We start from the raw sequence: 21,967 nt of genomic DNA, 5'->3' as shown, positions 1-21,967 counted from the left end.
TTCCTGCATAGGCCGCCGATGATTCGCACAACCATCCTTGGTGCCACCGGTTATGTCGGCGCGGAATTACTCCGCCTGATCGCCGCGCACGGCAATATCGAGGTCGCCCACCTTTGCGGCGACAGCGAGAGCGGCAAGCCGTTATCGGCGGTTTTCCCGCACCTCGCGCTTGCTTACCCCAACCGGGACGTCGTCCGCTGGGATAGCGCGATGCTCGCCGACAGCGACCTCGTCCTTGCCGCATTGCCGCACGGCGCGTCGCAACGGCTTGCGCCCGAAATTCTCGCCAGCGGGATCAGGTTCGTCGATCTCGGCGCCGACTTCCGGCTCGATACGCCGCGCGATTATGCGCAATGGTATGGCGAGGCGCATGCCGCACCCGACCTGCTCGACACCTTTGTCTATGGCATTCCCGAACTCAACCGCAGCGCCATCGCCGGCGCACAGGCAGTCGCCGCGGCGGGCTGTTTTCCGACCGCCGCGATCCTCGCGCTCGCGCCGCTGGTGCGCGCAGGCCTGATCGATCCTGCCAGCATCGTCGTCGATGCCGCCTCGGGCGTCACCGGCGCGGGCAAGGCGCCCAAGCCCGAGACGCATTTCGATACCGTCGACGAGAATTTCGCAGCCTACGGCCTGCTGACGCATCGCCATACCGCCGAGATGGACATGGTGCTCGGCGGCCCGGTGCTGTTCACGCCGCATCTTGCACCAATGAATCGCGGCATCCTGGCGACCTGCTATGCGACTGCTTGCGGTGACGGCGATCCGCTTGCCATTCTGGCCGACGCCTATGCCGACGAGCCGTTCGTCCATGTTTCGGATACGCCGCCATCGACCAAATGGGTGATGGGATCGAATGCCGCGCACGTCACCGCGCGCCGCTGCGAGCGCACCGGGCGCATCCTCGCCATCGCCGCCATCGACAATCTGGGAAAGGGAGCCGCCGGTCAGATGATCCAGTGTGCCAATATCATGTTCGGCCTCGACGAAAACGCCGGCCTGTCGACGATCGGCGTCTGGCCATGAGCGTCACCGCTGCGCCAGGGTTCGTTGCCGCCGGCTGCAACGCCGGGATCAAGAAGGGCAAGCCCGACATGGCGATGGTCGCGACCGACGACGGCCAGCCCGTCGCTGCGGTCGGCGTCTTCACGCAGAACAAGTTTGTCGCCCCGCCGGTCGTGCTATCGCGCGGCACGCTCGAAGCCAATGGCGGCCAGGCGGCAGCGATCATCGTCAATTCGGGCAACGCCAATGCCGGGACGGGCGAACGCGGCATGGACGATGCGCGCGCGATGACCGCCGCGACCGCCGAAGCTCTCGGCATCGCGAGCAGCGACGTCCTCGTCTGTTCGACCGGGATCATCGGCGACCGCCTGCCGATGAGCAAGATCCTGCGGGGCATCCCGCAGCTCGCCGATGCGCTCAGCGTCGAAGGCGGCGAGCAGGCGGCGCGCGGCATCCTCACCACCGACCATCATCCCAAGGAAGCGGTGATTATCGGCGACGGCTTCACGCTGGGCGGCATGGCCAAGGGGTGCGGCATGATCGCGCCCAACATGGCAACGATGCTCGCTTTCCTTACCACCGACGCCGATGTACCGGTTGCAGCGATGCAGGCGATGCTGCGCGAGGCGGTTGGGCGCACCTTCAACACGCTCAATGTCGATGGCGCGACGTCGACCAACGACACTGTTTTCCTGCTTGCCAACGGTCGTGCCGGGCCGGTCGACCATGCGGCCTTTGCCGATGCGCTTTATCGCCTGTGCGAAGACCTGACGCTGCAGATGGCGCGCGATGCCGAGGGTGTAACCAAGGTCGTCCGGCTGACGATCGACGGCGCTGCCTCCGACGCCGAAGCACGCGCCGCGGCGAAGGCGATCGCCGAGAACAATCTCGTCAAATGCAGCTGGTTCGGTAGCGATCCCTATTGGGGCCGCCTGCTCGCCGCCGCCGGATCATGCGGCGTCGCTTTCGATCCCGAAGCATCGAGCGTTGCCTATGGCGGCATCACCGTCTCTCGCGGCGGGATCGGTATCGGCCATGACAGCGCCGCGGTTGCCGCGCACATGGCGGGCGGCGAGATCGCCATCGGCGTCACGATCGGATCGGGCAGCGGCTCGGCCAGCGCAATCGGCATCGATCTGGGTCCCGGCTATATCAAGGAAAACAGCGTCACATCATGACCGACCCCGTCCCCCTTCCGCAGACCATCTCGGGCCTGTCGCCGAGCGAAACCGCGCGCGTCCTCGTCGAGGCGCTGCCCTATATCCGCAAGTTCGCGGGCAAGACCGTCATCGTCAAACTCGGCGGCAACGCGATCGAAAAATCGGTCGACAAGGCGCTCGCCCAGGACGTCCTCTTGCTGCGCAGCGTCGGCGTGCGCTGCGTCGTGATCCATGGCGGTGGGCCGCAGGTCGACCGGACGATGGCCGCGATGGGCAAGACCCCTGAATTTCGTGACGGGCTGCGCGTTACCGATGCCGAGACGCTCGCCATCGTCCGCATGGTACTGGTCGGGCAGGTCAATCGCGAGCTCGTCGCGACGATCAATCGCGAGGCGCTCGACGACCCCGTCGCGGTCGGCGTCGCGGGCGAGGATGGCGGCCTGCTCGTCGCCAGCCCGCGCGACCCCGCACTTGGCTTCGTCGGCGATGTCGTCGAGGTCCGCGCTTCGGTCCTGCACCGCCTGCTCGACGAAGGCCTGACCCCCGTCGTCTCGACCGTCGGCGCCGACCGGTCGGGCCAGCCATATAATATCAACGCCGACGAGGCGGCGCGCGCGATCGCGGTGGCGATGCACGCCGAGAAGATCGTCTATCTTACCGCCGCACCTGGCCTGCTCGCCGATCCCGGCGACCCCGCCAGCCTGATCGCGCGGCTTTCCTCGGCCGAACTGCGCGAACGCCTCAGCCACCCGAGCGTCGGCCAGGGCATGATCCCCAAGCTCCGCGCCAGCGCCGATGCGGTCGATGGCGGCGTGCCGACCGCGCACATTATCGACGGACGGCTTGCCCACGCATTGCTGATCGAACTGCTGACCGACCGCGGGATCGGCACGATGGTAACCAAGGACGCCGCAGTATGACCAATTTGCTCACCATCGCCGACCTCTCGCGCGAGGACTTGCTCGCCATCCTCGCCCTGTCCGAATCCTCGGGGCTCGGCCGCCCGCTCGCCGACAAGGGCGTCGCTTTGGTGTTCGAAAAGCCCAGTGCGCGGACGCGCAACTCGACCGAAATGGCGGTCGTCCAGCTTGGCGGCCACCCGATCGTCCTGCGCCACGACGAAATCGGCATCGGCAGCCGCGAAACCCCCGAGGACGTCGCGCGTACGCTCGCTTGCTACCATGCAGTAATCGCCGCGCGTGTGTTCGATCATGCGATCCTCGAGGCGATGGCCGCGGCCACGCCGACGCCGATCCTCAACATGCTGTCGAACCGCGCGCATCCGTTGCAGGCATTCGCCGACCTGCTCACCGTCCGCCAGCTCCACGGCAGCCTGGTGGGCGTCAAGATCGCCTATGTCGGCGATGCGAACAATGTCGCGCGCAGCCTGGCCGAGGCCTGTTCGAAGCTCGACGTCGCGATGACGATCGCCAGCCCTGACGGCTATGGCTTTGGCGCAGACGAACTCGCCGCGCTGCCCGGCGTCACGCAGCTCAGCGATCCTTATGAAGCGGTCGATGGCGCACAGTTCGTCTATACCGACGTCTGGGTCTCGATGGGACAGGACGCCGAGACCGCGACGCGGGCCGCAGCCTTTGCCGATTACGGTGTCACCGCCGACCTGATGGCGCATGCCGACGGCGCCTATTTCCTCCACTGCCTGCCCGCGATCCGCGACGGAGAGGTCGCCGCAGAAGTGATCGACGGCCCCACCAGCGCGGTCTGGCGTCAGGCCGAAAACCGGATGCATTCGGCGCGCGGCGCGCTCGCCTGGATGGTCGGCATCCGCCCGTGACCCGCCCCGTCGCCCATCGACGCCAGGCGATCGCGAGCCTGATCAGCAGCGAGGAAATCGCCAGCCAGGACGATCTCGCGCGGCGCCTGGCCGACGCCGGGTTGAAGGCGACCCAGGCGACCTTGTCGCGCGATCTCGATGCGCTCGGCGCGGTCAAGGTCAAGCGCGGCGGGCAACTTGCATATGCCCTGCCCGACGACAGCGGCAGCGATTGGGCCGACGGGCGGCTGACCGCGATCCTCGCCGAATGGGTCGTCGGCGGCGAGGCGGCGGGAAACCTGATCGTCCTGCGCGCACGGCCCGGATCGGCACATATTGTCGGCGCTGCCTTCGACCACGCCCAGATGCCCGAAATCGCGGGTACGATCGCCGGTGACGATACGTTGTTCCTCGCCGTGCGCGACGGATTCGACGCGGCCGCGCTGTGCCAGCGGCTGATTGCGCCCTAGGCGTCGCCCCTAGGCGGCGGCGACATCGTCGGTAACCAGCATCGGTACAACCTGCGTGCTACACATGATCGTGGCGATATCGGTCGTCATGTCCGTATGCCCCCGGACTGCGTTACGGTGCCCAGTGAATGTCGATCGGCACCGTCGCTGCCGCCAGAACCTTGCCGATCGGATGCGGTGATTTGGCCCCGTCCTCGATCGCCTGTTCGATCAGGTCGCGCTTGGCCTGACCGGTCACCGCGATCGTCAGCGTCCGCGCCGCGGCGATCGCCGGAAGCGTCAGCGTGACGCGCGCAACCGGCGCATTGGCGGGCATCGGGTCGGGCTTTACCCCGACGACGCGGGCATCGCTCTTCGCATCGGTCGCGGCAGCGAGATCGTCGCCGGGAAAGATCGAGGCGGTATGGCCGTCTTCGCCGACCCCGAGCAGGACGAGGTCGAGCGGCCAGCCGAGATCACGCAGCCGTGCATCGGCGGCCTGCCCTGCGGCACGATAATCCTCAGCCGCGTCGCTGGTGATCGGATAGACGCGCGCGCCGCGCGCCATGAACGCCTTGGCGATGGCGGTGATGTTGGACAGCTTGTCGCCCATCGGCACGAGCCGGTCGTCGGTCGGGATGATCGTCACGCGCTTCCAGGCGAGCTCCGATTCGGCGAGCGCGGCATAGATCGGCAGCGGCGTCGATCCGCCCGGCAGCGCGATGATCGCGTCGCCGCGCGCGTCGAGCGCGCTCTGGATCACGAAGCGCAGGTCGCCCGCGACCGCGGCGGCCATTTCCTCGGCGTCGTCATAGTCCCACCATTCGATCTCGGTCATCAACTCTTCCCGTATTGCTGTTCGTGGCGCCGTTCTAGGGAGGTCGGGCGCCGCATTCCACCCTTTGCGTCGTGGATATTTGTACCGCGATGAAGCTCTGGCGCGATCGGCCCGATGGCTTTAGGTCGAGGTGTCAGTATCAGGGAGACGGCAATGGCCTATCAGACGATTATCGCCACGCGTGAGGGCGATGTCGCCACGATCACGCTCAACCGACCCGACCGGCTCAACGCCTGTTCGCTGGCGATGGCCGACGAATTGCTCGCCGCCACCGATGATCTCGGCGACGCGCGCGCCTTGCTGGTCACCGGGACGGGCCGTGCCTTCTGCTCGGGCGCCGATCTTCAGGGCGGCGGCGCGGGCGAACACGCGACGATGGGCGATGCATCGCACGCCGCGCTGACGCAGCATTACAATCCGCTGATCACGCGCCTCGCCGAACTGCCGGTCCCGGTCGTCTGCGCGATCAATGGTCCTGCGGCGGGGATCGGATCATCGATCGCGCTGGCGGGCGATTTCGTCATTGCGGGCGAGACCGCCTATTTTCTCCAGGCATTCGTCAATATCGGGCTCATCCCCGATGGCGGCGCGAGCTGGCTGTTGCCGCGCCTGATCGGCAAGGCGCGCGCGACCGAATTGATGATGCTCGGCGAAAAACTGTCGGCCGAAAAGGCCGCCGAATGGGGCCTGATCTACCGCTGCGTCGCCGACGCCGCGTTGGTGGACGAAGCGCGTGCGCTTGCGGCCCGTCTCGCCGCTCTGCCGACGGTGGCGCTCGGCGTAATGCGCGCCAATCTGCGCCGGGCGATGGGCGGCGATCTCGCCGCGACACTCGCCGACGAAGCCAACGGCCAGCAGCGCGCTGCCAACAGCGCCGACGCGATGATCGGTGCCAGCGCGTTCCTGTCCAAGCAAAAGCCTGACTTCACGGGACGTTAGGGCCGACAGGCCAAGCGCCGCGCGAGCCGTTCGATCCTATCAATTTGGTAAGTATTGCCCACTATTGCGGGAATATGACGCGGTTTTCCTTCAACAGAGAGCTTTTGCTCACGAGCAGGAAACAGTCGCCCGAGCAGATCGCCCAGGACCGCGAACGCTATTCGAGCCTCAAGCAGCAGATTCCATTCATCTATGCCGTCGCTCTGGCGAATTTCTTTGGTTTGAAAATCGTCGCCGACGGTGGCCTCGACTCGCTCGCAAGCCCGATCATGATCCTGGTCGTGCTGATCCTGTGGCGGCTCGTCCACTGGATCCGGATCCGCGGCCAAAGCTTGGCTCCGTACGCGATGCGCACCGAGCTGAAAAAGACGCTGATCTTTACGGCATTGCTCAGCGGCGGTTTTTCGATCTGGGCGCAGTTGCTGCTGACCAGCCATCCCGCCCAGATTCAGGCTATCGTCCTGTTCAGCAGCCTGGCGGCTGTCGGTTGTACCTATGGATTGAGCAACTACCCGCCTGCTGCCTGCCTCCCGCTCCTGATGTTGGGACTCCCGCTCGGCCTGCGCCTGATCCTTTCGGGCCAGACGACGCAAATCGGCATGGGGGTCAGCCTGCTCCTGACCATTTTCCTCGTTTCGCGCCTGTTGCGCGTGCAGAACCGCCGGACCGTCGAAATGGTCGCGTCGCGCTCGCGCCTCGACCAGGAACAATTGCGCGCACGCGAGGCCGAACGGCAAGCCAATCTGCTCGCTGCGACCGACTCGCTGACGGGCATTGCGAACCGTCGCGCGCTGGTTGCCGCAATGACCGCCGCCGCCGCTGCCGAACCGCGCTCGCACCCCGCTGCCATCGTGCTGATCGACCTCGATGGCTTCAAACCGATCAATGATGCCTTCGGTCACCCGACCGGCGATGCCGTGCTGGTCTGCGTCGCCGAGCGCCTCAAAAACGCATTCGGCAGGGATGCCATCATTGCCCGGATGGGCGGTGACGAATTCGCGATGTTCTGGACCGGAGAGCGGAAGGCCGGCAGTGCGGGGAAGCGCGTAGCGGAAATCTGCACACTCATCGAACAGCCAATGACGATCGAACATCGCGTCGTCCAGGTCCAGTGTTGTTGCGGCTTTACGCGAACCGATACCGAAACCTGGAACCCCGAGACGCTGTTGAACCAGTCCGACACCGCGCTCTATGCCGCCAAACGCCGCGGCACCGGCCGGTTCGCGGCGTTTTCACGCGTGCTGATGGAAGGCCAGAAACGCGCCGCCGCGATCGAGCGAAAGATATCCGCGGGCGATGCCGCCGCCAATATCGAGATGGTGTTCCAACCGATCAGCGCGCTCGATAGCGGCGAGATCGTCGCCTATGAAGCGCTCGCGCGCTGGCACGACACCGATCTCGGGACGATTTCGCCTGACGAATTCATTCGCACCGCCGAACAGATGAACCTGATCGCCCCGATCGGCGAGCGCACGTTGACGCTGGCGGTCCAGGCTGCGGCCGCCTGGCCCGACCATGTGCGCCTGTCGTTCAACGTCAGCGCGGTGCAATTGTGCACCGCCGGCGCCGCCGAGCGGCTGCTCGCGATCATGCAGCGTTTCGACTTCGATCCTCGTCGCCTGCTGGTCGAGGTCACCGAGACCGCGCTCTTGTCAGACATCGCGCTTGCCAGCACCAACCTGGCGCTGTTGCGGCAGGCGGGGGCAGCGGTCGCGCTTGACGATTTCGGCGCCGGCAACGCGTCGATATCCTATCTGCGCGAGATGAGCTTCGACGTCGTCAAGCTCGACGGATCGCTGGTGACGAGCCTCTGCCATTCGCCGCGCAACCGAAACCTGATGCGCGGGCTGATCGATTTGTGCCGCGCTCTTGGCGTGGTCTGCATCGCGGAACATGTCGAAAATGCGACCCAGTTCGATATCCTGCGCGAAATGGGCTGCGACCAGGTGCAAGGTTTCCTGATCGGCGAGCCGATGAGCCAGGTCAGCCACCAAGCCGAGCCACGCAAAAACGCCGGCCGCTTCGCCGCCTGACCGTCACCCATGTGCCGCGCGGCTGGCTTTGGAATAACCGATGGGTGATGCGGTCCGTCGAACAATCGACCGCAATCGCCTCGTCAGCGCGAACAACCAGCTCTCGACCCAGCCGGGTCCATGCTTCTGCTCATAAGCGAACAGGATATAAAGCACCGTCGCCCATAATCCGAGGTTCACCGCCGCTGCGACAAAAGGCGAGATCGGCAGGTCGGATGCGGCAAGGCTGACCGATTTGATGAACAGGACGATCACGATGCAGCCGGCCCCGATCCCGAGGCCCGACGTGCTGCGCAAGGGCGGTGTACCGAGCGCGATCGCCAGCCAGGGGAAAAACAGGCATGCCAGGACATAGGATGCCCGCTCGGCAATCGCCTTGTCTGCGGCGGCGCGTGCGTCGGCATTGCGGTTGCGATGCATGGCGATCAGCCCGGCAAGACCGCGCTGCTTGGTTTCGAACCGCGCCGGTCCTGTGATCGGCGCCGAGGAATGCATCGGCGTGACAAAATCGATCGCCGCGAAGGTGCCGCTTCGGGCCCGTCCCGAAGCTTGCGGATAGACTGCGGTGACGTGCTCGAGCCGGAACCGCACAAAGCCCTCGGAGACATAGGCGGCATCGGCCGAGCGCGCGTAAAAGGTCGCATTGCCCGTTTCGAGGATCACGTCGAGCAGCCGCTGGCGGTCGGCGTCGATCCGGTCGACATAGAGGCTCGTCCCCCCGCCGAGCGAGATCGGCTGGTCGGCATGGACTGCCAGGCCCAGCATCCCTGACAATATGTCATTGCCGAGCTGCTGCAGCCGCACTTCGCCGCTGGGTTGCAGTTCGAACCGCAGCCCTGCCTGAACGCCCATCGTCGCCAGCGCCAGGATCATCGGCGCCACGAGCAGCCGCGCGGGCGAACGGCCGATCGCCGAGAATATCTGGTACTCGCCCGACAGACACAGGCTGCGCGTGGCGAGCGCGATTGCCAGAAACAGGCCCACAAGCGTCCCGATCGCCATATATTCGGGGATCAGCGCCAACGACATCTGGGCGAGAATACGCAGCGGATGCGTCGTATCGCCGATCAGCGCCAGCAATCGCGGGGTGTTTTCGAGGATCAGCAGCGCCGCCATGACGATGCACACCGCGCCATAGATTTTCAGCGCACGGCGCAGGAAATACCAGTCGAGGCGCAGCGCCACGCTAATTGTTCCGACTGGCCCACATCAACAACCGGCCGATAAAGGTCCACCCCTCGCCATCGTACCGCGTGCTCGCTTGCCGCGTAGCGCGAGGCTTGGCCGTTCGCCTCAGGCGGCCGAAGTGCCTCACCAAGAGGCCGGATATCGGGCGAGTCGTCTCAGGCTGCATGGCAGCGCTCGAGATGGTCGCGATAACGGGCGAACAAGCGCGCGAAATGCTCGTCCATGTCGGGCGTTGCTCCGGCCTTCGCCAGCGCCCTCATCCGCGCCGCACCAACACCCCCGGCGATGAACTGCCCAATTGCGCGCGCAAGGTCGATCGCGCTGGTCGCACGATAAACGAGCCCATCAGCGGCGATGGCCTGTTCGGCAGCACCACCGGCATCGGGCACGATCAGCGGCAGGCCGCTGGCGCGGGCCTCGGCCGCGACCATCCCGAAGGTCTCGGATTCGCAGCCGTGGACCAGCGCATCGCCGCTCGCCATCAACGTTGCCAGCTCCACGCGGTCAGTCATCGCAGGCACCATCCGGATGTGCGGGTTTCCGCCGATCGCATCGGCGATCGCGCGATGTTCGCGTCCCGCGCCGACGAGCAGCAACGCGACCGGGTGGCTGGCACCGGCGGCAGCACACGCCTCGACAACCATTTTCCAGCGCTTTTCCGGTGACCAGCGCCCGACACCAAGTAACAATGTGGCGGTTTCGGGCAGATAGCATTGCTCGAGCAGCATCCGCCGCAGAGCCGGGTCGCGCCGCGCGGGAGAGAATATGCCCGGCTCGACGCCCATCGGCATCGTCACCGCGCGGCGCAGTCCGCCCGCTGAGAGGCGATCGGTCAGGTCCTGGCTGGCGCAGACGACCATATCGAACTGCTCGTCCATCCGGCGCAGATGGTCCCAGTAAAAGCGGAAACCCGAATCGATCGTCCGGCGGCTGAACACCGGATCGAGCCAGCGATAGGCGAAGGTCGAGAGCGGGTCCGAATGCATCACCAGCGATTTGACCGCCGCGCCGGGCCAGCGGGCGGTCATCACCGCGCTGCTCCATGGCGATGATGCCTCGACGACATCGGGTGCGAGACGATCAAGCGTTTCGTGCAGCAAGCCTTCGTCGTTGAAATAGCGATAGCGCCGGTCGAGCGGGAAGCGCGGCGAGGGAATCGTAACGAATCTCGCAAAGTCGGAAATGCGCCGGTCGGTCGCCTCGCTGCCGGGTGCGACGATGACGATTTCGCAGCCATTCGCGGCGCCCGACTGGAGCTTTCGGTCGATATAGGTTTTCACCCCGCCGCCGGCGGGCGCGTAAAACGAACAGACATCGACGATCCGCATCACCGGCGCTTCGCATCGAGCGGGCCGAACGACAGCAATCCGTGGCGATAGTTCATCACGATGGTCATCGGGGTCAGCCCCGATCCGGCAACGACGCTTGCTTCGGATGCCTTGGGCTGACGCATGCCGAGCCGCGGATTGCCGCCGAAACCGACGCCATCCTTCGACAGGTTGAAATGCCGGTCGCTGTTGCGATCATGCAGCACCGACACGGCATATTTGCCCGGCCCGGGAAGGCGCACGCACATATGCACCGCGCCCGTGGCGGGTACCGCCATTTCGACCCGCCGAAAGGTCTTGCCAGCGGCGATCAGGACGTTGTCATCGGCGAGGAAATCGACGTCGACCGCGGGATAGACCTCGAGCTTCAAGCGACCCATGCGGTCTTTCAGGCCGTCGATATCGACGATCAGCGCCGGCCCCGTCTCGCCGGAGCGGCACTGGCCTTCCTTCTTCCCCAGATCGGGCGAAGACGGGATCGTCGCTGCGGTCAATCCGCCGATCGCGAGCAGCGCGCCGGCGCCGACGGCCAGAATGCGGCGCGTCATGGCGTGTCTCCGGCAACGTCGCCCTGGACGAGGCCGATACAGAAAATCGCTGCCGCAATGACGAGATGGGTCAGCAGCATCAAACCGGCGAGCATCGCGATCACCGAGGCGATACCGGCGACTTCACCGACGAAAAACACGGCAAGGCCGGTAAAGACGATGTCCTTGTTGGGCACGAACGGCAGGCGCGAAACAAGCTGGCGCAACGTCACCAGCGCGAGCCACCAACCCAGGCCGATATGCGGCAGGGCCAGATGCCACAGCAAGGCGGTCAGCACGATCATGCCGCACACACGCGCCGTATGGACCATGGTGACGAAGGCGAGATCGGATCGCGGCAAGGTGAACAGGCGGCGGCGAAACACGAAGATCGCAAGCGAACTGACCGCCACGACCGCCAGCGACAAGAGGATCGCGCGCCCATCGGCACCGACCTGCAGGCCATTGATCAGAGGCATGACATATCGCGCCGACGCCCCGAGCAGGACGAGCGTGATGACGTTGCCGACCATCGCCGAGAGAATGGTGACATCCTTGACCGCGCCGAACGGCGATGCCTCGATCGCGACGTTGCGCCGGGCCCAGCTGTAGAAATAGACCTCACCCGAGTAACCGAGCAGCAGTTCGTTGCACAATTGCTTGCGCAGCAACGCCAGCATTGCGCCGGGTGGCACCTTCCACAGCCGCCGATAGATCACGAGTTCAGCGGTCGGGCCCGAGAGGTAAAAGGCGGCAAACGCGGCCCAGAAAAGCGGCGAGGCGGGCACCAGCGCAAGAATGCGCGAAAGGTCGAGCCCGCGCAGTTCCCACAAGGCCGCGACCATGACCGCCAACGATATCGCGATCGCCAACCCTCCCGACAGGCTCGGTCGCGTGTTCGATTGGGCCCGGTCGAACCATGAAACCGCCTTTTCAGGGGGAATCTCGGTCGCCGTAAGATCGATCGATACGGTTGTACCATTCATGTGCGAAGTGCCTTTTCAATCGGGTAGAGCGGCTGGTCACCGACCGCGCTCACGGTCGGTGCACGCCGGCTTTGGGCAAACAGAGTGCGATATGCCGGGGCAGACGTCTCGAGCGCGAACGCGCGCGCCCGGGTGCGGGCATTCTTGGCCGACCAGCCAGGCGGCAATGGCGCGTGCATCGCCGCGCCAAGAGCCGCCGCGTCATGACAAGACACGACGGTTCCGTGCCGCCCATGGTCGAGCATCCAGTCGATGCTCACCGACGACCGCGTCGCGACGATCGGCAGGCCGGCGGCCATCGCCTCGATCAGGACGGCGGGCACGCCTTCGTAATCCGACGACGACACGAAACAGTCGAATGCCGACAGACGACCGACCGGGTCGGTGACATGTCCGGCGAGGCAAACGCGCGACCGCAGCCCGAGGCGCTCGATCAATCGCTCGAGCTTTGCGCGCTGCGGTCCCTCGCCAAAGATCATCAGGCGATCGGCAGGGCCAGAGCCTTGGGCAAAAGCCGCAATCATCAATGACAGGTTCTTCTGTCGGGTCAGGCGCGCGATCGTGACGAAGCGTCGTCCGCTGCCCGGGGTAGGTGCCCCACGCTGCGATGCCGGAAGGCCCGCCTGCGCGTCGATCTCGTCAAGCGTCACCGCCGGATCGTGGATCGTCGCGACCTGCTTGGCGGCGATACCGAACCGTTCGGTGATCGCTTCGACTTCGGACGGCGCCATCGCGACGAAATGAGCGATGGCGCTGCGCTGGAGCCGCAGCCAGCGGTGATAGACCCAGCGGATCGGGCGTGGCAGGTCGGGCCGCGCGAGGTCGTTGCTCACCTTCATGACGATCGGCGGACAGGTCCGACCGAGGATCAGGTGCAGGGCGACGGCGACGATCGAATAGCTGTTTCCCGCACAGAACAGGATGTCGGGCCGGGTCTGGCGGACATGCGCAGGCAGCGTGGCGATCATCCACAGCGTTTCGATCCACGCAACCGACCAGCGCGGGGGCCGCGGAATGTACGTCGGCACGTCAATCGCGATATCGCCCTGCAGGCCGCCCTCGTCGCGCCCGACGAACAGCCGCGCATCGATCCCCAGCGCGACCCAGGCGTGCGACAGGCGCAGCGCGACACGCTCAACCCCGCCAGTCTCGAAACTGTGGATGAAGGTCAGCACCCTCATGCCGGTTCAACCACTGCTGGACGCACCGAAGCCGCTCCGTCCTGGCAAGGTGGGGCAAGATCGGCATAGCGGGCGGGCGGGCGGCCCCGCGACAGCACGCGAAGCGTCGCATCGATGCTCGCACATGCGGCGCGCGAATGCGCATCGCCGGGATGGACCGCGACGCGAACCGTTCGCGCCCGAACCAAGGCGCGCCGCAATACGCTCGCCGCAGCCAATGAAAGCCCGAGCCGCACGCGACTGCGCGTCGCCCAGGTGATCACGGGCCCCTTGGCATGGACCGCGCCGGTCGATGGGTTCCAGACGCGCAAATGGTCTTCGGCGAGCCGGAAATCGAGATCCTTCAGCGCCGCGTGCGCCCCGTCGCCATAGAGCCAGGCGGGGGCGATGAAGCCTGCGACATGTTTCCCCGTTATGTCTTCGATCAGGTCGCGCCCGGCGCCCATACGCTCGCGCGCCACCTCGCGCGACAGGCCGAGGAATTCACCCTCGCCCGCAGTCATCCGCGCGGCGCGCCAGCGATCAAGGCGGCCCCCATGATCGCTCTCGTCGCGATGCGTCCAGCCATGAACGAATATCTCGCTACCCGCATCGGACCAGCGGCGCAGCTTAGCGGCAAAGGCGCTGCCGTGCACGATCGGGCTGCTCGCCCAGTGGTGCGGTACGACCAGCAGCGCGGGCGGGAGCGGGCCGCACGCAGCGCCGACGCGTTCGATCAGCCGGTCGATTTCGCTTTCGAAAACCGGGGCGACGTCATGAACGCTGACCAACAAGCGGCGCGAATTCAACGAATTTGACAGTGACTTGCCCGACATCGACCATCCCAGTGTCCGACGCGCGCCATCGACCCGGCGCTGCGTTTCGGACCTGAGACGCCATCACACGCCTCCCACCGCAGTCCTCACAAATGTCTCACACGGTCAAAAAGACAGGCCGACCTGCAGCGTGACCGTCAGCGGCGGAGCGACGACATATTGCTGCCGAAGATCGATCGAAAAGGGATTGCCGTAGGCAAAGACCTCCTCCTTGCTGCCGAGCAGGTTTTCGCCGCGCAGCGCGACGTCAAAGCGACCGAGTTTCGCCGTCGCGAAGACCGACAGGTCGATAAAATCGCCCATTGCGCGGTCTAGACCCGGGTCGAAGCTCAGGCGCGCCTGACCACTATACCAAAGGCGCGTGCCGATGATCGCCGACCGGTCCTCGCCGAATTCGATCCGGCGGGAGACCGATGCCGCCGCGGTCCATTCGGGGGTTACCGGCAGGCGCAGGTCATCAAACGGGATATTGTTCGTGCCGCGCACCAGTTGCGCATCGGTGTACGATCCGGTGAACGCCATCCGCCACCACTGGTCGGGTCGCCAGTCGAGTGCGGCCTCGCCGCCCTTGATCCGGGCATCGCCCGCGTTGCGCGTCGCGATCAGGCCGGTCGCGGTCAGGTAATCGGACTGCACGTCGTGCCAGACGCTGTAATAAGCGGCGCCGGTAAAGCCGAGCCGCGACCCGTCGAGCGGCAATCGCCAGCCGAGTTCGGCGGTGGTCAGCGAATCCGAATCATAGCGCACCGATCCGCTCGGCGCTTTCGGCGCGAGCCCGCCCGGGCGCAAGCCGTTGGCGACGCGAAGGAACACGATCCCGCCGAGGCGTGGCGCATAGCTCAGCGACGCGCTCGGCGTGAAGCCCGTCAGCCGCGCGCTGCGGTCGGTCAAGCTGGCGGCTGTGCCGCGCTCGTCGTCGGTTGCGTTGCGAAACACACGCGCGCCCAGTGCCAACCTGACCGCAGGCACCACCGGAAAATCGATATTCCCGAACGCAGCTACCTCGACGTTGCGCCGATAGGGCTGATCGAGCAGCGTGGGTTCCGCGCCGACAGGCGTCGCCTGCGCCTGGCCGATATCGGTCGCCTGCATGAACGATGCGCCTGCCAGCCAGCCGATCGGGTTGCCCGCCCGCGATTCGATCCGTGCCTCGGCATTGGCGACGCGATAGCGATGATCGATCTGCGCGATCAACGGGGCCGCAAGCCCGATCACCGCCGCCTTGGCGCTCGCGTCATAGGTCGCGGCGGTTCGCTGCCAGACCTGACTGGCCGCCAGGACGACGCGGTGCCCCGACAGCAATCCGTTGGCCTCGACCGACAGCATCTCCACACTGCTGCTGTTGGGTTCGCGTATCGCCGCGCTGCGGCTCCGACTGCTCTCGTCATAAACGTAGCGGCTGTCGTCGACCGCGATCGACTGGGCGAGCGCGGACAGGTCGATTGTCCAGCCTGGGCCCGGCGCGATACGAACAACCGCCCTGCCCCCCCTGATCGCACCGCCGTTGCTGTTCCGGCCGATCCCGATCGTATCGATGAAGCCGGGCGTATCCTCGGCATAGCCCGTGCCGCGCACCGCGATCGTGTCGGAAACGGGAATGTTGATCGTCGCATTCGCACCGCCCCCGGCCCCGCCAGCCGCCGGATGAGTCACGAAACCGCTCACGTGCCCGGACACGACGTTGAACTCGGGCTTGTGCGTGACGATCCGGTATATCCCGCCGAGAATGCCGGTCCCGTAGAGCGGCCCCTGCGGACCTTTGAGGACTTCGATACGCTCGGTGTCATAGAGCCTCAGCTCGGGATCGGGCGCGTCGAAGGTCAATCGCGCCTCGTCGAGAATAACAGCGACCGTCCCCTGGCTCGGTCCGCCAAACGGGCTGTCGGCAACGCCTCTTAGAAATACGCGGTTTTGCCCGGGCGTGCTGTCGGTCATCGCCATGCCATTCACGGCTTGCGCGACATCCTGTGTCGAAGGCGCCGCGACCCCGGGCAAGTCGATATCGGGCGCGACGATGCTGATCGAACCCGGCACGTCGGACAGGCGCATCCCGCTCTTGGTCGCGGTGACGATGATCTCCTGCATCCCATAGACATCATTCGACGCGAGGGGGTTGGCTGGCGATGTCGCTGCAGAACGCGTCGATGGCGACGGCGTCGCCCGCGATCCCTGCTGCGGGCGGCGTTCGATGCGCCAACTCCCCGGTGCGACCTGGCGCGCGCGCAGCGGCAAGCCGGCGAGCAACCGGTCTAGTGCCTCGTAGACCGTCATCCGCCCATGCAGCTTTTGCACCCGGACATTGGGGATGGGTTCGCTGCTGCCGATCGAGACGTTCGCCGCTTTCGCCAGCGACGCCAGGCTTTGTTTCAGTGTCCCTGCCCGGATCGACAGGTCATGGCTCGTCGTCTCGGCAGCGCAGGCGGGATGGACGAAAAGACTAGCGGCGGGAAGTGCCAAGCACGACGCGGCCACCCTCGTCGCGACTGTCGATGGCCATGATCGCTTCCAATCCCGCAATGAGCTGCTCCCCGTTGTCGCCGACCAGTGTCCCGCTGAACGTCCTGCCTGCCAGCGCCGGATCGATCGCAACCGGTTTGCCTAGATAGCGGGAGATGTCCTGCGCGACCATCTCGATCGGCATCGCATCGTAGGTCAGCCTGCCCTCACGCCAGGCGGCAACCGCGTCAGGCGCGATAGTCGACAGCGTTGCGCGGTTCGAATTGGCCAGGACGACCAGCCGCTTGCCTGCCGCAACCTCGATTGCAGCGGCACGGTCATCGGACTTGCGCCGCACCGAGACCTTACCCTCGCCTACCGCGACGACAAGACCCGCCGGGCCCGACGTCAGCGAGAATTGCGTGCCGATATCGCTGACCTCCCAGTCTCCCGCGCTGACTTGCAGAGTGCGATCCGGCTTGTGGCGAACGTCGAAAAATGCCGATCCCGACGCAAGCTCGATCGTTTGCGCCTTGCGATTGAGCGACAGCGCCGACCGGCGCGCCAGCAGGATGGTCGATCCCCGTTCGAACGCGATCTCCACCGGCTGGCCGCCATCGGCGCGATAGGTTTCTACCGTACCCGGCGACATCCAGCTCGTGGCAAACGGCAGGAGGAAGGCGAATGCCAGCGCGGCGGCGAGCGCGGGCCAGTGCCAGCGCCGACCGGCCAGACGGCGCGCCCCGACGTGATGCACATCGTCGGTCGCTGCCGAAATGTCGGCATCGACGTCGCCATCTTCGGCAAGATCGCGCAACGCCTCGCGATGGAGGTCCAACGCCGCGTCGATCATATCGATCGCCGCCATCGCCGCGCCATGTTCGGCATCGCTTTCGAGCCATGCGGTGAACGCATCCCAGTCGGCATCGGGCCGCTCGAGCCGCGCCTGCCAGTCGAGCGCCGCCGCGATCGCGTCGTCCGCTGGGTCATGATCGGCTGTGCGTTTCTGGGTCATGCCTTGTTCTCTTGTTGATCGCCAGACGCCGCAGAGGGGCGATCACCACAGTCGGAGAGGCGCGCACGCAAATGGCGCATGGCGACCGCCATATGTTTTTCGACCGCGCTCCGGCTGATCGCGAGCCGCCCCGCAATCTCGGCATGCGATCGTTCCTCGATCTTGTGCATGACAAGCACCCGGCGAGCGCCATCGGGCAGCGCGTCGATCGCCGCGCGCAGGCGTGCCGCCTCGTCGCTGGCAAGCGCCTGCGCCTCTTGCGGCGCACCGCCGTTGGACGATATCGGATCGGCAGGATCGGCTTCGTCCGCCCAGCGCGTCTCGCGATCGATCGCGCGCGCTCTCTGCCGGGCGCGGTCGCGCACGAGATTGTGCGCCGCCTTGTAGAGATACGCGCGGATGTTGGCGATCGGCCCGGTCCGGGCCTTGCCGCAGCGCAACCAGAGTTCCTGGACGATATCTTCGGCTTCGTCGCGACCGCCAACGCGCGCGACAAGGAAGCGGACGATCGCGTCGCGATGCTCGATCAGGCCTTCTTGCAGGTTATTGCTGGCCGGGTCGCGGTCGATGTTCGTCTGCACGGTGCCCGCTATGGCGGCCATCGATGACGATTGACAAGAATTTAGCAAATACCGCAGCATCGCGCGTCCGGCTTCGCCCCGACGCGCCACCGGTGGCACTCATGCGATAGGTCGCTTCGCTGTCGATGCTAAACCGCGTGGAGGCCCGAGCCGGAATCGAACCGGCGTGCAAGGATTTGCAGTCCTCTGCGTAACCACTCCGCCATCGGGCCCCGGTACGCGGACCCGAGCATCTGTGAGCCGCGCGGCGCAAAGTCAACCGCGTTTCGCACGTTTCGCGCCATCGGCGGTTGGCGTTCGCATCACCACGCTGTAACGCGCCCGATAGTGCGCCGAGGCCCGATTGATTCGTCGCAGTGTATTGGCCTTGCAATACAGTCAAGAGGAAGGTACAGAGTCCCAATGCCGACACCGAACCCCGTCCTGGAAGCCGAAAATTTCACCGCCATGCGCCGGGCGATGGTCGACAGCCAGCTGCGCCCCTCCGACGTCACCGATCGCGCAATCGTCGCGGCGATGGCCAATGTCGCGCGCGAAGATTTCGTCCCCGCCGATCGCGCCCGCGTCGCCTATACCGACCGCGCAATTCCCTTGGGCAACGGCCGCAGCCTCAATCCGCCGCTGACGACCGGGCAGATGCTCGTCGCCGCCGACGTGCGCATCGCCGACCATGTCCTGATCGTCGGCGCGGCAACGGGCTATCTTGCCACGATCCTTGCACGACTTGCGACCAGCGTCGTGGCGCTCGAAAGCGAGGACATGCTCGCCGATCGTGCCGCCGAAACGCTCGGTGATCTGGCCAATGTCACGCTGGTGCGCGGGCCGCTTGCGGCGGGCTGGGCCAAGGCAGCGCCCTATTCGCTGATCATCGTCGACGGCGCGGTCCAACATATTCCTGACACGTTTGCCAAGCAGTTGGCACCGGGCGGTCGCTTGGTTACCGCGCTCGACGACCGCGGCGTCGCCCGTATCGCGCGCGGCGAAGCGAGCGACGGCGCGATTGCGCTGATGCCGCTGAGCGATGTCGAGGCGGTATCGTTACCCGGGTTCGACCGCGCCCGCCATTTCACTTTTAGCTGAGCGAGACACTATCCCATGCGCTTTCCCCTTCTTGTCGGCACTGCCCTTGTCGCGCTCGCCCTGCCCGCCGCCGCCAGCGCCGACACGCTGCGCGATGCGCTCGCCAAAGCGTATGAGAACAACCCGACGCTGACCGGTGCGCGCGCCAGCCAGCGCGTGACCGACGAGACCGTGCCGTTGGCGCGCGCCAACGGCCTGCCCAATGTCGGGGTCCAGGGCAGCTATACCGAATACGTCCTGCAGTCGTCGAACAACTTCACCTCGCCCGATCGGGCATTTTCGATCGGTCCGCAGATCAGCATCCCGATCTATCAGGGTGGCGCAGTCAAGAACGCGGTCAATGCGGCCGAGAAACGCGTCGAAGCCGGCCAGGCCAATCTGCGGGCAACCGAATCGAGCATCTTCAGCCAGGCGGTCGCCGCCTATATGGACGTCATCCGCGACCAGGCGCTCGTCGCCCTCAACCGCAGCAATGTCGACGTCCTCGGCGTCAATCGCCAGGCGACCGGCGACCGGTTCGAGATCGGCGACCTGACGCGGACCGACGTCGCCCAGTCCGAATCGCGTCTCGCCACCGCACGCAGCCAGTTGCAGACTGCCGAATCGCGCCTGATCTCGAGCCGCGAGCGCTATATCCAGATTATCGGCGACGCGCCGACCGACCTCCAGCCGCCGCCGCCGCTGCCCAACCTCCCCGCATCGCCGCAGGAAGCGGTGACGGTCGCGCTCGCCGACAACCCCGATATCGAGGCAGCGCAGATCACCGTCGATGCCACGCGCTACGACATCCGCACGGCAAAGGCGTCGCGCCTGCCGCAGGTGTCACTGACCGGACAGACGGGTTACGTGAATTATCTTGGCACGATCGGCAGCAATACGCCGGGGGTCAGCTTCGCCCAAAGCAGCACGACGGGCTCGGCAGGTATTACCGCGACGATCCCGATCTTCCAGGGTGGTCGTCCCGCCGCGCAGGTCCGCCAGGCGCAGGCGCGGTCGTCGCAATCGATGGAACGGCTCGTCGAAACCGAACGCTCGGTCGTCGCTCAGGTACGCTCGGCCTTTGCCAGCTGGCAGGCATCGCTGCAGGTCATCCAGTCGGCGCAGGTCGCCTCCGACGCGGCGCAATTGAGTCTTGAAGGCGTCCGCGCCGAAAACAGCGTCGGCAACCGGACGATCCTCGACATCCTCAATGCCGAACAGGAATATCTCAACGCACAGGTCACGCTGGTCAGCTCGCGACGCGATGCCTATGTCGCCGCCTTCACTCTGCTCGCCGCAATGGGCAAGGCCGAAGCGCAGGATCTCGGCCTCGACGGCGGCGCGCTCTACGACCCGCAGCTCAACTACGATCGCGTCCGCAACAGGGTCTGGGACTGGGATCAGGATCCCGCGCCCGCGCCGCAAGCGACCACGACGGTCAACACACCGGCACAGAATGCCCAGGTAACCGACGATGCTGCCTCGCCAATGCGCACGACACCCGCGCCACAATAGGCTTCCCACCCCTTAGCGGGCGCGCTAACAGGCGTTAACCATAGGGGAGTATCATGGGCGATATGTCCAAGGAGCCGTCAATGGAGGACATCTTGTCCTCGATCCGCCGCGTCATCGAGCGCGAGGATGCGACGCGTATCATCGACGATAGCCCTGCCTCCTCCGCCGACGACGACAGCGACGAGCCGCTCGAACTGACGCAGGCGTCCGAATTCCATGAACCGGACCAACGGCGCGCCCCGCAAGCCGAGACGACCAGCCAGCACGCGGCCGATCCGGTCGAGGACGATGCGACAATCCTGTCGTCCGACGCGCTCGCCGCCAGCCGCCAGACGCTCGCTTCGCTGCTCCATATCGGCAGCGACACGCCCGCCGCCCCGGCCACCGCTCCGACGACGATCGACGATCTCGTCCGCGAAAGCCTGAAGCCGATGCTCAAGGGGTGGCTCGACGAGCATCTGCCCGGCCTCGTCGAGCGGATCGTCACGCGCGAAGTCGAACGGCTGACCAAACGCGACGATTGATCGTCATCCGGTCCGCGCATCGCGCTTGCGCTGCGTGGCCCGCGTGACCAGATAGGAGCGATGCCGCTCCACATGACCAAGATCGCCTTCGGCTGCGACAGCTTCCAGTATCTCGCCGATCGCATTGCTTTGCGCGGACGCGAAGCACCCGACGGCAAGATGCGCATGACGACGCGCTATCGCCCGACGCGCCATGCCGAGATGATCGGCGGCTCGCTTTACTGGATCCTCGCGCACCAGATCGTTGGGCGCAGCGAGATTACCGCTTTCGAGGACGCCCCCGACGGGCGCATCCACATCGTCCTCGATCCGCGCGTCATCCCCGTCCAGCCCAAGCCCAAGCGCGCCCACCAGGGCTGGCGCTATCTGACGGCGAGCGACGCGCCCAAGGACTTCGACGGCGACATCGACGATATCGCCGCGATCCCCGCGAGAGTACTGAAAGAGCTGAGCAAGCTGGCGTTGGTTTGAGGAGCAAGATTTCGAACGTAGGTTTCGCGCGCAACCGTCAGAAAAACGGCTGACGCGAACGTCTGCTAACGACCCACTTGCTGACATTAGAGGGGTTGGGCCATCATGAGAGGCAACGCTGCAAAGGGAGCTTCAAACTTGAA

Annotated in this window: 21 protein-coding genes and 1 tRNA gene; 11 read left to right on the top strand and 11 right to left on the bottom strand. The window is 65.8% G+C overall.

Annotation, left to right across the window (positions count from 1 at the left end):
* Window positions 1–18: 18 nt before the first annotated feature.
* Genes argC through FSZ31_RS06675 form a run of 5 tightly spaced genes read left to right on the top strand, consistent with a single transcriptional unit; the run spans window position 19 to window position 4,409 of the window.
* Entirely contained in the window at window positions 19–1,026 is a 1,008-nt protein-coding gene (gene argC / locus FSZ31_RS06695) for an N-acetyl-gamma-glutamyl-phosphate reductase (protein WP_147122620.1), read from the top strand.
* The gene (gene argJ / locus FSZ31_RS06690; protein WP_147122619.1) at window positions 1,023–2,183 is read left to right on the top strand and encodes a bifunctional glutamate N-acetyltransferase/amino-acid acetyltransferase ArgJ; all 1,161 of its coding nucleotides are present in this window, start codon (window positions 1,023–1,025) and stop codon (window positions 2,181–2,183) included. The genes argC and argJ overlap by 4 nt, the downstream gene beginning before the upstream one ends.
* Window positions 2,180–3,085, top strand: a complete 906-nt coding sequence (gene argB / locus FSZ31_RS06685; protein WP_147122618.1) for an acetylglutamate kinase — start codon at window positions 2,180–2,182, stop codon at window positions 3,083–3,085. Before argJ ends, argB begins: the two co-directional genes overlap by 4 nt.
* Window positions 3,082–3,960, top strand: a complete 879-nt coding sequence (locus FSZ31_RS06680; protein ID WP_147122617.1) for an ornithine carbamoyltransferase — start codon at window positions 3,082–3,084, stop codon at window positions 3,958–3,960. Before argB ends, FSZ31_RS06680 begins: the two co-directional genes overlap by 4 nt.
* Window positions 3,957–4,409, top strand: a complete 453-nt coding sequence (locus FSZ31_RS06675) for an arginine repressor (RefSeq protein ID WP_147122616.1) — start codon at window positions 3,957–3,959, stop codon at window positions 4,407–4,409. Before FSZ31_RS06680 ends, FSZ31_RS06675 begins: the two co-directional genes overlap by 4 nt.
* Window positions 4,410–4,521: 112 nt before the next feature.
* On the opposite strand, the gene pgl is transcribed toward FSZ31_RS06675, so the two are convergent.
* Window positions 4,522–5,226, bottom strand: a complete 705-nt coding sequence (gene pgl / locus FSZ31_RS06670) for a 6-phosphogluconolactonase (protein WP_147122615.1) — start codon at window positions 5,224–5,226, stop codon at window positions 4,522–4,524.
* A 153-nt stretch (window positions 5,227–5,379) separates the two neighbouring features.
* On the opposite strand from pgl, the gene FSZ31_RS06665 reads away from it, so the two are divergent.
* Together FSZ31_RS06665 and FSZ31_RS06660 are read left to right on the top strand one after the other, a co-directional pair.
* Complete coding sequence (locus tag FSZ31_RS06665) at window positions 5,380–6,165, top strand: enoyl-CoA hydratase-related protein (protein ID WP_147122614.1); 786 nt, start codon at window positions 5,380–5,382, stop codon at window positions 6,163–6,165.
* A 74-nt stretch (window positions 6,166–6,239) separates the two neighbouring features.
* Window positions 6,240–8,198, top strand: a complete 1,959-nt coding sequence (locus FSZ31_RS06660) for a putative bifunctional diguanylate cyclase/phosphodiesterase (RefSeq protein WP_147122613.1) — start codon at window positions 6,240–6,242, stop codon at window positions 8,196–8,198.
* A gap of 3 nt (window positions 8,199–8,201) precedes the next feature.
* Here FSZ31_RS06660 and FSZ31_RS06655 read toward each other — a convergent pair whose 3' ends face one another.
* The 10 genes from FSZ31_RS06655 to FSZ31_RS06610 form a co-directional block, all read right to left on the bottom strand.
* Window positions 8,202–9,383 (bottom strand): LptF/LptG family permease, encoded by a 1,182-nt coding sequence (locus FSZ31_RS06655; protein WP_161595978.1) that lies wholly within the window; start codon window positions 9,381–9,383, stop codon window positions 8,202–8,204.
* Window positions 9,384–9,541: 158 nt separating this feature from the next.
* Window positions 9,542–10,714 (bottom strand): glycosyltransferase, encoded by a 1,173-nt coding sequence (locus FSZ31_RS06650; protein ID WP_147123225.1) that lies wholly within the window; start codon window positions 10,712–10,714, stop codon window positions 9,542–9,544.
* Entirely contained in the window at window positions 10,714–11,262 is a 549-nt protein-coding gene (locus tag FSZ31_RS06645; RefSeq protein WP_147122611.1) for a DUF2141 domain-containing protein, read from the bottom strand. The genes FSZ31_RS06650 and FSZ31_RS06645 overlap by 1 nt, the downstream gene beginning before the upstream one ends.
* Window positions 11,259–12,227, bottom strand: a complete 969-nt coding sequence (locus FSZ31_RS06640; protein ID WP_236643711.1) for a hypothetical protein — start codon at window positions 12,225–12,227, stop codon at window positions 11,259–11,261. Before FSZ31_RS06640 ends, FSZ31_RS06645 begins: the two co-directional genes overlap by 4 nt.
* Window positions 12,224–13,408, bottom strand: coding sequence for a glycosyltransferase (locus FSZ31_RS06635; protein WP_147122610.1), 1,185 nt, complete (start codon window positions 13,406–13,408; stop codon window positions 12,224–12,226). Before FSZ31_RS06635 ends, FSZ31_RS06640 begins: the two co-directional genes overlap by 4 nt.
* Window positions 13,405–14,181 carry a polysaccharide deacetylase family protein gene (locus FSZ31_RS06630; RefSeq protein WP_236643710.1) on the bottom strand — a complete coding sequence of 259 codons (777 nt, stop codon included), beginning with the start codon at window positions 14,179–14,181 and terminating at the stop codon, window positions 13,405–13,407. The genes FSZ31_RS06635 and FSZ31_RS06630 overlap by 4 nt, the downstream gene beginning before the upstream one ends.
* A gap of 147 nt (window positions 14,182–14,328) precedes the next feature.
* Complete coding sequence (locus FSZ31_RS06625) at window positions 14,329–16,680, bottom strand: TonB-dependent receptor domain-containing protein (RefSeq protein WP_147122608.1); 2,352 nt, start codon at window positions 16,678–16,680, stop codon at window positions 14,329–14,331.
* Window positions 16,661–17,674 (bottom strand): FecR family protein, encoded by a 1,014-nt coding sequence (locus FSZ31_RS06620; protein ID WP_147122607.1) that lies wholly within the window; start codon window positions 17,672–17,674, stop codon window positions 16,661–16,663. The genes FSZ31_RS06625 and FSZ31_RS06620 overlap by 20 nt, the downstream gene beginning before the upstream one ends.
* Window positions 17,671–18,276 (bottom strand): RNA polymerase sigma factor, encoded by a 606-nt coding sequence (locus FSZ31_RS06615; RefSeq protein WP_147122606.1) that lies wholly within the window; start codon window positions 18,274–18,276, stop codon window positions 17,671–17,673. Before FSZ31_RS06615 ends, FSZ31_RS06620 begins: the two co-directional genes overlap by 4 nt.
* Window positions 18,277–18,393: 117 nt before the next feature.
* Window positions 18,394–18,467, bottom strand: a tRNA-Cys gene (locus tag FSZ31_RS06610).
* 190 nt (window positions 18,468–18,657) lie between these two features.
* On the opposite strand from FSZ31_RS06610, the gene FSZ31_RS06605 reads away from it, so the two are divergent.
* The 4 genes from FSZ31_RS06605 to FSZ31_RS06590 all read left to right on the top strand — a co-directional run bounded on the left by FSZ31_RS06605 (window position 18,658) and on the right by FSZ31_RS06590 (window position 21,824).
* On the top strand, window positions 18,658–19,335 hold the full coding sequence (locus tag FSZ31_RS06605; RefSeq protein WP_236643709.1) for a protein-L-isoaspartate O-methyltransferase family protein: 678 nt from the start codon (window positions 18,658–18,660) through the stop codon (window positions 19,333–19,335).
* A gap of 15 nt (window positions 19,336–19,350) precedes the next feature.
* Window positions 19,351–20,829, top strand: coding sequence for a TolC family outer membrane protein (locus tag FSZ31_RS06600; protein WP_147122605.1), 1,479 nt, complete (start codon window positions 19,351–19,353; stop codon window positions 20,827–20,829).
* 80 nt (window positions 20,830–20,909) lie between these two features.
* On the top strand, window positions 20,910–21,353 hold the full coding sequence (locus FSZ31_RS06595; protein WP_161595977.1) for a DUF2497 domain-containing protein: 444 nt from the start codon (window positions 20,910–20,912) through the stop codon (window positions 21,351–21,353).
* A gap of 60 nt (window positions 21,354–21,413) precedes the next feature.
* A complete protein-coding gene (locus FSZ31_RS06590) occupies window positions 21,414–21,824 on the top strand; it encodes a DUF1489 family protein (protein ID WP_147122603.1) in 411 nt (136 codons plus the stop codon).
* Window positions 21,825–21,967: the final 143 nt, after the last annotated feature.

Origin of the sequence: Flavisphingopyxis soli (genome assembly GCF_007995095.1) — a bacterium.
GTDB classification, from domain to species: Bacteria; Pseudomonadota; Alphaproteobacteria; order Sphingomonadales; family Sphingomonadaceae; genus Flavisphingopyxis; species Flavisphingopyxis soli.
This window is presented reverse-complemented; position numbering and strand designations above follow the sequence as displayed.